This window comes from Morganella morganii, assembly GCF_041099235.1.
Lineage (GTDB): Bacteria > Pseudomonadota > Gammaproteobacteria > Enterobacterales > Enterobacteriaceae > Morganella > Morganella morganii_E.
The window spans coordinates 91335-106894 of record NZ_JBFZSO010000009.1; the positions used below are offsets into that span (position 1 = coordinate 91335).

Here is a 15560-nt window from a genome sequence, read left to right on the forward strand (position 1 = left end):
CTCTTATTGGCTGTCGGCTGTGGCCAAAAACTGTTTCACTTTCAGGACGTCATCAGGATCAAGGCTGTTGATGGCAAGTAACGGTTCCTCAAATCCCCGCGTGGAGAGCAGCTCGCACACGGCGGGCACATCCGCATCCGGTGCATCGGCTTTGCTGATAACCGCAAAGCGGCGCATACGGGGATAGATATCGAGTAACCCGGCTGGGATCCGGCACTCCGGGTTATTTGCCGCGTGGACATAAATCAGCACATCACAATCTGCCAGCGTATTAATCAGCGCGTGGTAGAGACGGGGATGGCTGAAATATTCACCCGGTGTATCAACACTGCCCTCATCATTGAACTCAATCGCCTGTGTTTTACGCGCAAGATCAAAATCCCCCTGCAACGCATTGAATAATGTCGTTTTTCCTGCACCCACATCACCCACAAACACAATTCGTTTCATTCAGACGGCATCCTTAACTGCACCCGCTCAGCTGCGGGTGATATCACAAACGGCATAATTGAGGAGCTGGCTTAACCCGCGTACAGTCTGGATTAATGCTTCTTCCACTGCGCCGACAGAGCCGTAAATCACGAGAGCACCGGTGAAACGGTCAAGAAAGCCGATGTCCACACCAGCGGCCTTTGTGGCAAGATCACCCGCAATCATTGCGGTTTCGCCGGGTGTCAGCGTCATAATGCCGATGGCTTCAGCACCGGGAACCCCGATTTTTTTCGCCAGATCACTGCCCGGATGCGCAATCAGATGCGCCAGCGTGACCTGTTTGCCGGGAACAAATTCCTGGATAATACGTTCCTTTTCCATCGTGCTTACCTCGTCACTCTCCTCATAAGAATTGATTCAATCCTAGTCACACTCTGAAAAAGGGGATAACAAAAATCGGCAACCACGATTAAATGTTGAAACAGATCACTAATTGACAGAATTGTTAATTTTTAACACCGGAAGAACACAGAAATGGAATAGTACGGTTTGACAGTGGCGCTATTGTGACAAAAAAGATAAATTTACGATAAATAAGGTATTCTCATAACGTCATTTTCCGGAAAATAAGAAATGTAACGGTAAAAACATTCACTTATTAAAACCGGTTCTGCTTTTTTTATTTCTGTATTTTATTGTGTGAGGTAACTCTCAAATTGACATTATCCCCGCATGGCTCACTTGAACGGATCATGACACTCACGTAACGTATAAACCAATCTGGTTTAAACCAAAAAGGATCATCCGATGAAAACAACACAAACTGCAACTGATCTTGCCAGAGAACAACTCGATGCCATGCTGACCGCCGGCGTTATCGCCCCCGGCGACAAACTGCCTGCCGAACGTCCGCTGACCGAACAACTCGGCGTCAACCGGATGTCACTGCGTCAGGCGTTACTCAGTCTGGAAAGTGACGGGAAAATTTTCCGTAAGAACCGCAGCGGCTGGTTTGCCGCGCTGCCGAAATTTAATTACAACCCGAAATCCCCGGCGAGCTTCAACCAGGCTGCCAGGGCACAGGGTCGTCTGCCATCGTGGGAATACACAGACAAGCAGATGCTCACCGGCGTTCCGGCAGAAATCACCGGAGCACTGGGACTGGCCGCCGGCGATCCGGTGTGCTGTATCAGCGGCTGGGGCGCACTGGACGGCCATAAAGTTTTCTGGCACCAGACGTACATTAATCCGTCTGTTGCCCCGGATTTTGCGGAAAAACTGGATAACCACTCTTTTGCGGCTATCTGGGAAAACGAATATAACATCATCACAACGACAGCCCGGCTGGCTTTCAAACCTGCGCGGATACCGGAAGCAGCCAGCAAAGCCATCGGCTGTACCGCAAATTCCCCGGGTATCCGGGTGGAAAAATACCGCTGTGATGCGGAACATAATATTGTTCAGATCGACATTGAATACTGGCGGTTTGAATCTGTTTATTTTTTTGTTGAGCTTTAGACACAGGAATCTGAATCATGAATACTGATGATGCCCGCCGGATTATTGAACGTGCAGATCAATTACCGTTATATCTGCACGCCTACGCCTATCATCTGAATATGCGTTTTGAAAAGATATTACCGGGTGACTTACTTGATATTGCAAACGAACAGCATTTACCGGGCGTCAAAATACATGTGCTGGATGGCGAAACGCAATCGCTTTCCACTATGACCGATGATCAGCTTGACGCATTTGCAGAAAAAGCAAAACGTTATCATCTGGATATTAATATCGAAACCAGCGCCTCTGATAATAAAACCCTGGATGATGCTGTCAGAATCGCACTGAAAACCGGAGCAAGTTCTGTCCGTTTTTATCCGCGCTATGAAGGTGCGCTGTCTGAAGTGCTGCGCCGTATTTCCGCAGATATCGGTTATTTAAAAACACACTATCAGTACTCCGGTCTGACATTTGTTCTGGAACAGCATGAAGATTTAAAAAGCCACGAACTGGTTAAGCTGATACAAGAGGCTGATTTCCCGCAACTGACGCTGTTATTTGACTTCGGCAATATGATTAATGCCTGTGAATTACCGATGGAAGCCCTGGCAGTCATGCAGGATCATATTACTCAGGTGCATATCAAGGATGCGGTGATTCTGGAAGAAGGTGACGGTTTCGGCCATACCGCCTGCCGTTCCGGGGAAGGTAATCTGCCGTTTAAAGAGATGCTGCAGGCGTTAATATGTCTGGGTGAAGAGAAACCGCAGGTTATTTCCTACGGACTGGAAGAAGAAGTGGATTATTATGCCCCGGCCTTCCGTTTTAAAAATGAAGGAAATGATCCGTGGATCCCGTGGCGTCAGCTGAGTGAAACACCGTTACCTGAAAATGAAATTGAAGAACGTCTCACCCGTGAAAAAGAAGATGCAGTCAATCAGCTGCTTTATGTCCGTAAAATTATTAATGAAATAAAATCAGAGGCAATCGCCGTTACTGAAAAATAAAAAAACATCAGCACTACACACCATTAAATTTAAACACTACACTCAATACTGGCCGGAATTTATTTTCTGGTCGGGAGGCACACTATGCTTGATAAAAAAAGATGGGCTATATTCAGCCTGTTAGTTCTGTGCGGCGGGACTATCTATAAATTACCGTCACTGAAAGATGCCTTTTATGTTCCGATGCAGGAATATTTCCATCTGACAAATGGTCAGATTGGTAATGCCATGTCAGTTAACTCAATTGTAACAACCATTGGTTTCTTTTTATCTATTTATTTTTCTGACAAATTACCGCGTCGTCTGACAATTTCATTCTCATTAATTGCAACCGGTCTTCTGGGTGTGTATTTATCCACCATGCCGGGCTACTGGGGCATTTTATTTGTCTGGGCATTATTTGGTGTCACCTGCGATATGCTCAACTGGCCGGTATTATTAAAATCCGTCAGTCTGCTGGGCAACAGCTCACAGCAGGGCCGGATATTCGGCTTCTTTGAAACCGGTCGTGGTGTGGTCGATACCGTGGTGGCCTTCTCCGCCCTTGCGGTCTTTGCCTGGTTCGGCAGCGGTTATCTCGGTTTTAAAATGGGGATCTTATTTTACTCCGGCGTGGCCATTCTGGTCGGCGGTATTATTTTCCTGTTCCTGAAAGATGATAAACACGCCGTCACCGAACCGGTGAATGAATCAGGTGAAAATAAAGAGAAAAAACCCGGTGTCAGCGCGGTATTAAAAGACGGCACCGTCTGGCTGATTGCCCTGAGTATTTTCTTTGTCTACGCGGTATATTGCGGACTGACGTTCTTTATCCCGTTCCTGAGTAATATCTACGCACTGCCTGTCGCACTGGTCGGTATTTACGGTATTCTGAATCAGTATTGCCTGAAAATGGTCGGTGGCCCAATCGGCGGATTAATCGCGGATAAGATTTTAAAATCACCGACCAAATACCTGTTTTATACCTTTATTATCAGTGTGATTGTCCTGGTCACCTTTATTTTCCTGCCGCACGAAAGTATGCCGGTGTATCTGGGTATGGTCTGCACACTGGGCTTCGGTACCATTGTTTTCACTCAGCGCGCGATTTTCTTCGCACCAATTGGTGAAGCCAATATCAAAGAATCCAGCACCGGGGCCGCAATGGCACTGGGCAGCTTTATCGGTTATGCCCCGGCGATGTTCTGCTTCAGCCTCTACGGCCATATTCTCGACAGCTATCCGGGCATGACTGGTTACAAAATCGTGTTCGGCCTGATGGCATTGTTTGCCTGCTGCGGCGCTTTCGCTTCCGGTATTCTGATTATCAGTATTAAAAACCGCAAAGCACGCGCTGACATGATGGCATCCTCTCACTAATCATTCCGTACGGATAACATCCCCTGATATATGGTGGTGTTATCCGTTTCTGTTTTCCGGATGGTTATTTCAGATATCTCCCTTCAGTTAAATATATTTCTTTTAATCAGGGAACGGTGTCATATGCCGTAAAATAACCGATTGAAAAACCAATACATCACTACCCCTTAAGGAGTATTGACAAAAATTATTTAAAGCAATGAATTACATAAGCTGAATTGATTAAGCTGCATTTGATATACATCAATGAGAAAAACCGGGATCGCCGTATTTTTAGCCTTAATCCACACAAAATCTGAGGCTGAAATGAGCAACGTCAAGTTAGCAATCATTGGTAACGGTATGGTCGGCCACCGCTTTACCGAAGAGCTTACCGATAAAGCGGACGCCGGACAGTTCGATATCACCGTATTCTGCGAAGAGCCGCGTGTCGCTTATGACCGCGTGCATCTCTCCTCCTATTTTTCTCATCATACGGCGGAAGAACTATCCCTGGTTAAACCCGGTTTCTATGAAAAACACAATATTTCGGTATTAATCAATGAGCGGGTGATTACCGTTAACCGCCGGGAAAAGGTGTTGCATACTAATACCGGCCGCACCGTGCATTACGACAAACTGGTGATGGCGACCGGCTCTTATCCGTGGATCCCGCCGATCAAAGGCAGTGATACCCGCGACTGTTTTGTTTACCGGACGATTGAAGATCTCAATGCCATTGAAGCCTGTGCCCGCCGCAGCCGTAAAGGTGTGGTGATCGGCGGCGGTCTGCTGGGACTGGAGGCCGCCGGGGCCCTGAAAAATCTGGGTATTGAGACCCACGTTATTGAGTTTTCGCCGGTCCTGATGGCAGAACAGCTCGATGCGCTCGGCGGTGAACAGCTGAAACAAAAAATTGAGCGGATGGGTGTAACGGTACATACCGGCAAAAACACCACGGAAATTACCGTATCCGGCAGCGGAGAGAGCCGCAAAGTGCTGCATTTTGCCGATGGTTCGTCGCTGGAGACTGATTTTGTCGTTTTCTCCACCGGGATCCGCCCGCGCGACCGGCTTGCCCGCCAGTGCGGACTGGCCGTGGCGGAGCGCGGTGGTCTGGTGATTAACGACCAGTGTCAGACATCTGACCCGGATGTGTATGCAATCGGGGAGTGCGCATCATGGCACGGCAGAACTTACGGACTGGTGGCTCCGGGCTACAAAATGGCACAGGTGGCGGCGGATCATCTGCTGGGGCAGGAAAATCAGTTTACCGGCGCGGATATGAGCGCAAAACTGAAACTGCTGGGTGTGGATGTCGGTGGTATCGGCAATACACATGCGACAGACGACGGCTGTCACAGTTATATTTATCTCGATGAAGCCAATGAGGTTTATAAACGGCTGATTGTCAGCGACGATAATAAATATCTGCTGGGTGCGGTGCTGGTCGGGGATACCGAAGACTACGGCAATCTGCTGCAACTGGCACTGAACCGTATCGAACTGCCGGAAAATCCGGATGTTCTGATCCTGCCTGCCCACGCCGGCAGCAAACCGGCAATCGGCGTGGAGTCCCTGCCGGACAGCGCGCAAATCTGCTCCTGTTTTGATGTTACCAAAGGAGACATTATTCAGGCCATTCATAACGGTTGCCAGACGGTTGCGGATATCAAAGCGGAAACCAAAGCCGGAACCGGCTGTGGCGGATGTGTTCCGCTGATCACACAGGTACTGAATGCCGAACTGACCAATCTGGGTATTGAGGTGAATCATCACCTCTGTGAGCATTTTGCGTATTCACGCCAGGAGTTGTATCACCTGATCCGTGTGGAGAAAATCACAACCTTTGATGAGCTGCTGGGCCGTTATGGCGAAGGTTACGGCTGTGAAGTATGCAAACCCACTATCGGTTCCCTGCTCGCCTCCTGCCGGAATGACTATATTCTCCGCGACGATCTGGTACCGTTACAGGATACCAACGATAATTTCCTCGCTAATATGCAGAAGGACGGCACCTACTCGGTGATCCCGCGCTCACCGGGAGGCGAAATTACCCCGGAAGGTCTGCTGGCCATCGGTGCGGTTGCGCAGGAATATCATCTGTATACCAAAATTACCGGCTCACAGCGCATTGCGATGTTCGGGGCGCAAAAGCAGGATTTACCGGCTATCTGGGAAAAACTGATCGCCGCCGGATTTGAAACCGGGCACGCCTATGCCAAAGCACTGCGGATGGCGAAAACCTGTGTCGGCACGGCATGGTGCCGGTTCGGGGTCGGTGACAGCACCGCGCTGGGCGTTGAGCTGGAACACCGTTATAAAGGCATCCGCACCCCGCATAAAATGAAATTCGGTATCTCGGGCTGCACCCGCGAGTGTTCTGAGGCGCAGGGCAAAGATATCGGGATTATCGCCACCGACAAAGGCTGGAACCTGTATGTCTGCGGAAACGGCGGCATGAAACCGCGCCACGGCGATCTGCTGATGGCTGACCTTGATAAAGAGACCCTGATACGCTACATCGACCGCTTTATGATGTTTTACATCCGCACCGCCGACAAACTCAGCCGGACATCCACCTGGCTCGAAAGCCTCGAAGGCGGGATTGATTATTTGCGGGATGTGATTGTCAGCGACAAACTGGGGCTCAATACACAACTGGAACAGGAACTGGCGCAGTTGCGCGAAAAGGTGATCTGCGAGTGGCAGGAAACAGTGAACAACCCGCATGCCCGCAAACGCTTCAGTCACTTCGTTAACAGCCCGCTGCCGGATCCGAATGTGCAAATGGTAAGTGAGCGCTTACAACATCGTCCGGCCCGCCCGGAAGAGCGGATTGCGGTCACTCTGATCGGGGAGGAATAATGATGAGTCAATGGATTACGGTTTGTCAGGTCAGTGATATCACCCCGGGAACCGGGGTGTGTGCGCTGGTAAAGGGTGAACAGGTAGCACTGTTTCGTCCTTATCCGGACGAGCGCATTTTCGCCCTGAGTAATATCGACCCCTTTGCGCAGGCCAGCGTGCTGTCGCGCGGATTAATTGCAGAGCATGACGGCGCACTGTGGATTGTCAGCCCGCTGAAAAAACAGCGTTTCCGGCTGACAGACGGCTTATGTGCGGAAGACGCCGCCTATTCCGTCGCCGCCTTTGCGGTTAAGGTGACGGATGGAACGGTGAGTGTTTCCGCAGTGCCGCAGTAACTCCATACAAAAAAAAGCGCAAAATGACTGAGGGCATTTTGCGCTTAATACATAAAACTGATTTTTTATTGTTGCGCGGTATCTGCATCCCTTGTACCGCGCCTGTCTTGTTTATTCTGAACGCCCGGTCAGGCTGATGTTGCCTGTGACACCGGAGGTTCAATGACTGACTTTGGTTTTCCGCGGCAGCCTTCACCGTAGTGCTCACCTTCCCAGCGACCGACCATTGCGGCACCGATAGCATTACTCATCACGTTAGTGGCAGAGCGGCCCATGTCGAGGAACGGATCCACACCCATCAGCAGAATCAGACCCGCTTCCGGAATGTTAAACTGGTTCAGCGTCGCCGCGATAACCACCAGAGATGCACGCGGTACACCCGCCATCCCTTTGGAGGTCAGCATCAGAATCAGCAGCATGGTAACCTGCTCACCCATAGACAGGGTGATGTTACATGCCTGAGCGATAAAGATAACTGCGAATGAACAGTAAGCCATTGAACCAACAAGGTTAAAGGAATAACCGATTGGCAGTACGAAGCTGGCAATCTTGTTGGAAACACCGAACTCTTCCAGTTTTTCCAGGGTTCCCGGGAATGCCGCTTCAGAACTTGATGTGGTGAATGCCAGCAGTGCAGGTTCAGTGATACCTTTGGTCAGACGGAAGATACAACGACCGACAACCACCGCAGCCAGACCAATCAGAATCACCCACAGCATCGCCAGTGTGAAGTAGAATTCACCCATGAAGATACCGGCACTGACCAGTACACCCAGACCACGCTCAGCGATCATACCGGAGATAGCGGCAAATACAGTCAGCGGAGCGAACAGCATGACGTAACCGGTTAATTTCAGCATCAGGCTGACGAGGGATTCCAGCACATTCACAATCGGCAGGCCTTTCTCACCGATAGCGGAGAGGCTGATACCCATAAAGATTGAGAATACAACGATTTGCAGAATTTCGTTACGCGCCATTGCATCAACGATACTGGTCGGAATCGCATGAGCAATAAAGGTTTTGAAGGAGAAAGGAACAGGTTCCACCATACCTTCAACCGCAGCGGCAGTATCCGCAACGAAGTTAATACCTGCGCCCGGCTGGAACAGGTTAACAATAACCAGACCTAACAGGATTGAGATAAAAGATGCGCAGATAAATAAGAACAGTGTTTTAGAAAAAACACGACCTAACGTTTTCGCATCACCCATTTTCGCGATACCAACAACCAATGTTGATATAATCAATGGGGCGATAATCATTTTAATCAGGCGTAAGAAGATATCGGTAATAATCGAAATATCTTTTGCATAGACCTTATTAAATTCAGCAGATGCCATTTCATTAAAGCTGAAGCCGACAATCACACCGACAATAAGACCAATGACTATCCAAGTGGTTAAACTCTTCGATTTCATAATAATTCCATTCTGTGTTGGGTCGCATTTATTCTCAACTTACTTAATATCCTCTGAAATTTTATTTCAGTTATTTTTACCCAGCCTTCCGTGGCTTTAAATATTAAATAATTTTATACATCACACTGAGAAAAATGACGATTTCTGTTTCTGAAATCGATGTGGAGCGCGGGGATACCCGCACGCCACACCGAGTTGTCGTACTAATGAGATATTGAATGAGTGATATTGTTAAATATCAAATTCCATTTTTAATAAAGGCGCATGTTGCTGGGCACCATAAACATCGGTATCTCCGACAGCACCAGAAACAATATGTCTCGGCATTACAATTTTCACAGCGTTCGCCGGGTCAAACCAGACAATATTATCGATAAAGTCAGGTTTCACACAATACAGACCGGCGACTAAGTCTTTATTAAATTGTTTTGAATTTTTTACCGCGGTATAAGTTTCTTTATCCTTGAATAAAATATCCATCACAATTTCATACGGACCGGAGTTTTTAGAACGCACAACTTTGGCTAATTCTAAAATTGACTTTTTCATTTCGCCACTCCTTCAGGTGTTACATTCTCCATACGGAACTGGAATTTAATATCCGGGGTGTATTCCATCAGATGATAGATGGAGAACTCATACACTTTACCGGCACGGATATCCGACGGAGAGAACGGGAAGGCTAAGTTGCCTGCGGTGGCGATACGGCCATCATACCCGTAGTGCAGCATAGTGGAACGTGCCAGGGAACAGATACTGTCCGCCTGCTCCTGGGTAGGAGCAACAACATCCAGTAAAATACCCAGCTCATAACTCTTGGTGACAGTTTCAGGTTCTGCGTCACCCATCACACCGTTTTTACCGTACAGATGGAAATTCATTTTCACACTGTCCGGGTCGATGCTGAGGTTTTTCTCAACACTTTTACGCACTTCCACCAGAATCTTATCCATACCGGCGATCATGATAGGGTCATGCGTACCGGCGATAGTGATGGTGCGGTAACCGACCGGACGTGCCGCTTCCAGTTTAACGGTATACGGTGTTGATACATGGCGTGAACCGGTTACACGAACCTGTCCGTTACCCAGATCTTCAAACTTACACTCTTTCAGATCCAGCACGCCGCCCGGTCCCGGTAATACATACGGGTTGGATTTCTCATACAGGGTGTGAGCCGCTGCTGAGGTGTCCGTAAACTTACGGATCGGGTTGAATGCTTTCAGGGTGAAACCGGTTTCGTCGATAATACCCATTGCACAGTCGGAGCCGGAACCCGGGGTGGCTGCGATTGCCGCACACTCCAGAATCTTACCGCAGTGCAGTGCCAGACCTTCGTCGAATCCTTTCATAATCGGCAGTGCCGCGAAGCAGCAAGGGTCATAAGCACGGCCGGCCAGAACAACCTGTGCACCGGCTGCCAGTGCTTCCTGGAACGGCTCGACACCCATCTGAGCAACGATATAGGTACTTTCGTCGATCACTTCATGCGTCAGTTCAGGCACAAACGCCAGCGGCGTGATTTTGCCTGCATCCAGCGCTTCGTGAACCGTTTTCTTCTCAATGTCCGCCGGGATCAGGGCCATCTTAAATGACAGACCTTCTTCCTTTGCCAGTTCCAGAATGATTTCACGGCACCATTCCAGATGCGGCTGTGCGCCTGAGCCACCGGCAGTTCCGACGACAACCGGAATATTGTTTTTCACACCGGCTTTCAGCATATAACGCAGGTCGCGTTTTACCCCGGCACGGTCGGTAAAGGCTTTACCGGAACCGAGGTAGTGAGGACCCGGGTCAGAAGACCCGGCGTCGACGGCGATAAGATCCGGCGATTCTTCCATCGCCTTCATAAAACTCTCTTCCGGAAATCCGTACCCCAGGATGGCAGTAGGGGACAGGATTTTAAATGTCCTGGACATAATGCTTCCTTATGCTTTTGCTTTCAGTACAGCCAGTGTGCGGTTCATTTCGTTATGAACAATGTTCATACCTTCATCGAAGCCCATACCCGGCTTGATCAGCATACGCATCGGACGTGTCGCAATCGCGATATGCACACAGGTACGCGCACTGACGTCGGTTTCGTTACAGGTACCGCCCTGGTATGCTTCCATACCGTGTTTCTGGCAGTACAGCACCGCGTCAGCTATGTTGTGAACAGAACCCAGGTCCGGAGTTTTGATCTGAACCATGTCACAGCAGCCGGCATCCGTGAAGTCGATGATGTCCTGACAGGTGTTACACCATTCGTCAGCAACGATTTTGACTTTGGAACCCAGTTTTTTCAGATGATCCATAATGCCTTTCATCAGGCGGATCTGGTCTGGTTTGTTACCTGCGTCAACCGGACCTTCGATGTACAGTTCCAGATCACCGGCCTGCTCCTGCAGACTTGCGATGTACTCTGCGCAACGAATCGGATCTTTGTCGAAAATTAAACCGATGGTGCCGTAAACGTCGATGTGCAGAGACGGTTTGTAAGTGTCTTCTGTACGTAACTCAACGATACGCTTGGCCAGCCACTCAACATAAGCGCGCAGTTTTTCACCCTGACGGCCCAGTTTTTCATCCACGTTGTTGATAAGGCCGTGCGGCAGAACGTCAACGTGTTTGAGGATCATTTTGTCCACAGCGTTGTAACGGTCATCACCACTCTGACCAAACAGAGGAATCGGGTCAGCCACAACCGGCAGATGCCACTCGTCGCACACAACTTCAGCTTTCAGACGGTTGCTTGCCAGTGCGGTTGCATCCAGCAGAGCCTGGGACAGACCATAACGGATAGCGGTATGCAGTTGTTTGCCTTCCACTTTCAGTTCATCGAAGAACTTAGCGTTATTGCGGAACTCACTGACATCACGGCCTTCCAGCAGCGGTTTGATGTGTTTTTCCAGGAACGGAATGAAGTTTTCCGCCAGGAATAACGGGTCACGACCACCCGCACCGGAGTACTGAACTGCGGCACAGTCACCCATTGCCACTGAACCGTTTTCCAGGATTAACTGGACTGACACACACTCACCCGCCTGACGCACTGCGGTAAAGCCCGGAGTGACCGGCTTACCGGTGTAAACGAAACCGTCGTGACCTGCGCCGTCTTTGATAGCCTGCTGGTCGTCAAAATAGAAGGATGAGTTACCCGCCGTGAACAATGCCTGTTTAATTTTCATTATGGTCTTCCTACTAATTTACTGTGAGATACTGCGTTAATATCATCAATAATCATCTGGAATGAAGCTTCACGACCCTCTTCGCGGGCACGCTCGGCAACGAAATCATGGTGCATGGACAGAACGTCATCCGGCAGCGGAACCGCGCCTGCGTCGAACACACGGATTGCGCCGTTGTTGTCGCGGATAGGCATCATCTTGCCGGAGTTACACATCGCAGGAGCGAACGGAATATCCAGAACACCGGCTTCGAATGCGCGGACAGTACCGACAGCAATATCGCCGTTACCCAGTTCAAGGACTTTCTTCATCACTGCGCGGACTTCGCGTTTAATCAGTTCCACTTCCAGATCCACGTCTTTGCACGGCGGGAATTTCTGGTCGCGGACCATGTTCAGCATCTGGTTGGAGGCACGCAGGCCCTGGCAGTTCGCTTCCGCAGTCGGGATACCGAATGCTTCATGCGGAGACTTGGTGATTACTTTGGTTGCACCGGACATACCGGCAACCGCCGCACCCCAGGAGATAACTGCTGCCGCACGGGATTCATCTTCAGGGAAACCGCCCATCCACTGGTGGAATACGGTACTCAGCTCATAATCTTCGTAGCCGTAAGCGCGGAAGTATTCATGAGACAGTTCACGCAGGGAGCGGATTGCCGCGATATCCTGCACTAAGTTACCGACCTGGCCGTAACCGACGGTGATGGATTTAACGCCCTGCTCCAGCGCCACCAGACCTTCGATAATTGCCACAGTGTGGGAAATGAATGGCGGGATCAGCGTACCGGTTAACGGACCGAATGGTTCGCGGTTGATACGGATACCGTTTTCTTCATATAAACCGATTACGCGGTCGCAGTACTGCCAGTCACGGATGGATTTTTCCAGGGTGACGCGTTTTGCGTAAGGGATGTTATAGGAGATACCGCCGCCTTCGTAACTGGTGAAACCACTCGCCATGGAGATTTCACACAGCAGACGTGCATCCGGAGTCCCGTGACGGATCTGCAGTGGTTTATCCAGGGATTCAGTGATGTGACGGCAGGCTGCAACACCGTGGTTAACCACCGGCAGGCCGTTCAGTTTGGATGTACCGGCTTCAACAGATTTCTGGATACCGACTGCCGCTTCTTCATAACGGTTCAGACGGGTATACGCATCGATAGTGGTCGGCAGCAGGTCACACTCTTTCTGCAGTTTTTTCAGCAGCTCGATGTGCTCTTCGATTAAGGCAACACCTGCACGCGGCTGGCTTAATGTGATGCCGTCGCGGTCAGCTTCGAATAATTTTTTGGCAAAGTTTTTATCTTCAGAGATAGTCGCCTGATATTTGACGCCATCTTCAAAGTTTTCCACGTCTTTCCCTGTCACCCAGGTCTTTAATACGTCTTTGCGCTCGGCCATGAAGTCGTCGATTGCAATTTTTTTATTCTTCAGTTCCATTTAATGGCTCCAATAATCTTGCTATCTGGTCAAAATCTGCACGCCGGTCTGAGCTGCTGCTTTCGGATACCGGCAGGCGACGTTGGCTAACAGAGGAAATAACCCTTGTGAATCCCGGTAGTACTCAAATTCGTCCGGCAGCAGAATCTGACGGCCTTTGTTATCGAATTTGCGGTACCGCATATACTGTTTGATGTCAAAATCAGCTGTCCGCGACAACCAGCCGCCGGTACCGATGATTTTGCTGACCCGTGATAAATCACGGCCAATCTGTAAATCCACCGTACCTGCACAGGTGGTCACCTGCTGTTTTGTGCCCGCATGGCGTTCAGTTCCCAGTGCGACACAAATACCGGCTAACAGATGGTCATAAACACGTTCCTCGTCTGTCTGCGGCAGGTAATCGGGATGTGCGTTGATGTAATGGGTGTAGCGGTAAAAAGCATCCAGCTGCTCCGGATGATTCACAAACTGCGCTTCGGCTAATTCGCGGCCTGCTTCACCGGCGATCACCGCCGACACACGCATACCAAGGTCACCTTCCACAGTCCGCTTCACTTTCGGCTCCGGAATCCCGTGTAAAATGGTATCCGGCAGTAAGCTGTTGTTGCAGGACGAATAAATATCCGTCGTTGCGCCACCCATATCCATCAGCACAAACTCTTCCCAGCCGGGAACGTTGTCACGGATTTGCTGTACTAACTCAAAGACAGAGAATGGTGTCGGACGCGGCTCTTCGCCGGTCTGTTCAACAATGACGTCCAGTCCCTTGCCCTTCACAATCTTTTTCAGAAAGATGTCACAGATAGCTTTACGCGCATCAAACGGGTTCGGACTATCCAGACTCGGTAAAATGTTGTTAACGACAGTCAGTTCTTTATGGCCGAGGATCTCAGCAATATCGTCCTGAATATCACGGTTACCCGCATAAATGATGGAGCAGTTCAGATCGGATTCCGCCAGCATTTTCGCGTTTTGTAATCCGTATCCGACATCTCCGCCATCCGTCCCGCCGGTGAACAGGAAAATATCCGGGGGTGTCTGTTCGAGTTTGCGGATATCAGTCCGGTTGAGCTTGTACGCAAAGTGCTGAGACACTTTTGCGCCCGCTGAGTGAGCAGTGACTTTTGCTGACTCAAGGGTAATCGTCGGAACCAGACCCAGTGCCGCTACCGCTAACCCGCCTTTGGCAGAAGAGGAATAGTTAATGTTAACTTTCCCGGCTTCCAGTAAAGGACGCGCATCGGACACATTGAGGATTTTATTCAGTACAGTGAAAAATCCGTCTGCCAGATGATCAATCGTCGTGGGGGTCAGGGCATAATTCTTTAATTCAATATGATCATCACTTCCCACGTCGAACACGGCACCTTTTGTCCAGGTTGAACCGATATCTATCGAGACGTTGATCATTACGCGGTCATTCCTTCTTTGCGGGCCGGGCTTTTTTCGATATCTTTTTGCATGATATCGCAGACGTATTCCAGGTCTGTGTTCGGGAAGAACACGCGGTTAAAGCCCATGTCGCTGAATTTTTTCTCGATTTCAGCCGGTTCCTGTTTACCGATAACCAGGTTGCCGCCGACATACAGCAGAATTTCGCCCAGACCACGTTCGATGCAGCGCTCACGCATACCTAAACAGTCCACTTCGCCGTGACCGTAAATAGAGGAAACAACGATTGCCTGTGCGCCGGTTTCAATAGCGGCGTCGATATATTCGTCCTGGCTGACCATGACACCCAGGTTAATCACATTAAAATTGTGCTGGGAAAATACGCGATCTAAAACTTTGTTACCGACGGCATGGCAATCGGCACCAATTACACCAATAACAATGGTAGGCTTCTGCATGATATACCTCTAAATAAACTGAATGTTCGGAATTAAAGTTAAAACAAAACCGGTTAAATCCGCTTGGTATTAATTAAGAAAGTATCTAAGTACAAATCAGGTATTCATCCCTATTTAATTCCTTAACTTTCCACTGATGATAATGTGCAATTCGGGGGATTTAAAAACAATTGATATAAAGTAAG

14 protein-coding genes are annotated in these 15560 nt (G+C 49.4%); 5 read left to right on the forward strand and 9 right to left on the reverse strand.

Going from position 1 to position 15560, the window contains the following annotated elements:
• Positions 1–3: 3 nt before the first annotated feature.
• The gene (gene eutP / locus AB7038_RS14470) at positions 4–450 is read right to left on the reverse strand and encodes a EutP/PduV family microcompartment system protein (RefSeq protein WP_369453556.1); all 447 of its coding nucleotides are present in this window, start codon (positions 448–450) and stop codon (positions 4–6) included.
• A gap of 27 nt (positions 451–477) precedes the next feature.
• On the reverse strand, positions 478–813 hold the full coding sequence (gene eutS, locus AB7038_RS14475) for an ethanolamine utilization microcompartment protein EutS (RefSeq protein WP_004236109.1): 336 nt from the start codon (positions 811–813) through the stop codon (positions 478–480).
• Positions 814–1239: 426 nt separating this feature from the next.
• On the opposite strand from eutS, the gene AB7038_RS14480 reads away from it, so the two are divergent.
• The 5 genes from AB7038_RS14480 to nirD all read left to right on the forward strand — a co-directional run bounded on the left by AB7038_RS14480 (position 1240) and on the right by nirD (position 7486).
• On the forward strand, positions 1240–1950 hold the full coding sequence (locus AB7038_RS14480; RefSeq protein ID WP_369453557.1) for a UTRA domain-containing protein: 711 nt from the start codon (positions 1240–1242) through the stop codon (positions 1948–1950).
• A 17-nt stretch (positions 1951–1967) separates the two neighbouring features.
• Positions 1968–2942, forward strand: a complete 975-nt coding sequence (locus AB7038_RS14485; RefSeq protein WP_369453558.1) for a sugar phosphate isomerase/epimerase family protein — start codon at positions 1968–1970, stop codon at positions 2940–2942.
• 84 nt (positions 2943–3026) lie between these two features.
• A complete protein-coding gene (locus AB7038_RS14490) occupies positions 3027–4301 on the forward strand; it encodes an MFS transporter (protein WP_337153050.1) in 1275 nt (424 codons plus the stop codon).
• A gap of 306 nt (positions 4302–4607) precedes the next feature.
• A complete protein-coding gene (gene nirB, locus AB7038_RS14495; protein ID WP_369453559.1) occupies positions 4608–7148 on the forward strand; it encodes a nitrite reductase large subunit NirB in 2541 nt (846 codons plus the stop codon).
• A 2-nt stretch (positions 7149–7150) separates the two neighbouring features.
• Complete coding sequence (gene nirD, locus AB7038_RS14500; protein WP_004239010.1) at positions 7151–7486, forward strand: nitrite reductase small subunit NirD; 336 nt, start codon at positions 7151–7153, stop codon at positions 7484–7486.
• Between the two features lie 128 nt (positions 7487–7614).
• Here nirD and AB7038_RS14505 read toward each other — a convergent pair whose 3' ends face one another.
• The 7 genes from AB7038_RS14505 to glmS form a co-directional block, all read right to left on the reverse strand.
• Entirely contained in the window at positions 7615–8907 is a 1293-nt protein-coding gene (locus AB7038_RS14505; RefSeq protein WP_186850103.1) for a dicarboxylate/amino acid:cation symporter, read from the reverse strand.
• 231 nt (positions 8908–9138) lie between these two features.
• The gene (locus tag AB7038_RS14510; protein WP_004236121.1) at positions 9139–9456 is read right to left on the reverse strand and encodes a DUF4387 domain-containing protein; all 318 of its coding nucleotides are present in this window, start codon (positions 9454–9456) and stop codon (positions 9139–9141) included.
• Positions 9453–10826, reverse strand: a complete 1374-nt coding sequence (locus AB7038_RS14515) for an acyclic terpene utilization AtuA family protein (protein WP_072872294.1) — start codon at positions 10824–10826, stop codon at positions 9453–9455. The genes AB7038_RS14510 and AB7038_RS14515 overlap by 4 nt, the downstream gene beginning before the upstream one ends.
• Positions 10827–10835: 9 nt before the next feature.
• On the reverse strand, positions 10836–12077 hold the full coding sequence (locus AB7038_RS14520) for a methylaspartate ammonia-lyase (RefSeq protein WP_046892013.1): 1242 nt from the start codon (positions 12075–12077) through the stop codon (positions 10836–10838).
• Positions 12077–13522: a methylaspartate mutase subunit E gene (locus tag AB7038_RS14525; protein ID WP_004236125.1), complete on the reverse strand. Its 1446-nt coding sequence runs from the start codon at positions 13520–13522 to the stop codon at positions 12077–12079. The genes AB7038_RS14520 and AB7038_RS14525 overlap by 1 nt, the downstream gene beginning before the upstream one ends.
• A gap of 21 nt (positions 13523–13543) precedes the next feature.
• Positions 13544–14935 carry a methylaspartate mutase accessory protein GlmL gene (gene glmL / locus AB7038_RS14530; RefSeq protein ID WP_368890080.1) on the reverse strand — a complete coding sequence of 464 codons (1392 nt, stop codon included), beginning with the start codon at positions 14933–14935 and terminating at the stop codon, positions 13544–13546.
• Positions 14935–15375: a methylaspartate mutase subunit S gene (glmS, locus tag AB7038_RS14535; protein ID WP_072872295.1), complete on the reverse strand. Its 441-nt coding sequence runs from the start codon at positions 15373–15375 to the stop codon at positions 14935–14937. The genes glmL and glmS overlap by 1 nt, the downstream gene beginning before the upstream one ends.
• Positions 15376–15560 lie beyond the last annotated feature (185 nt).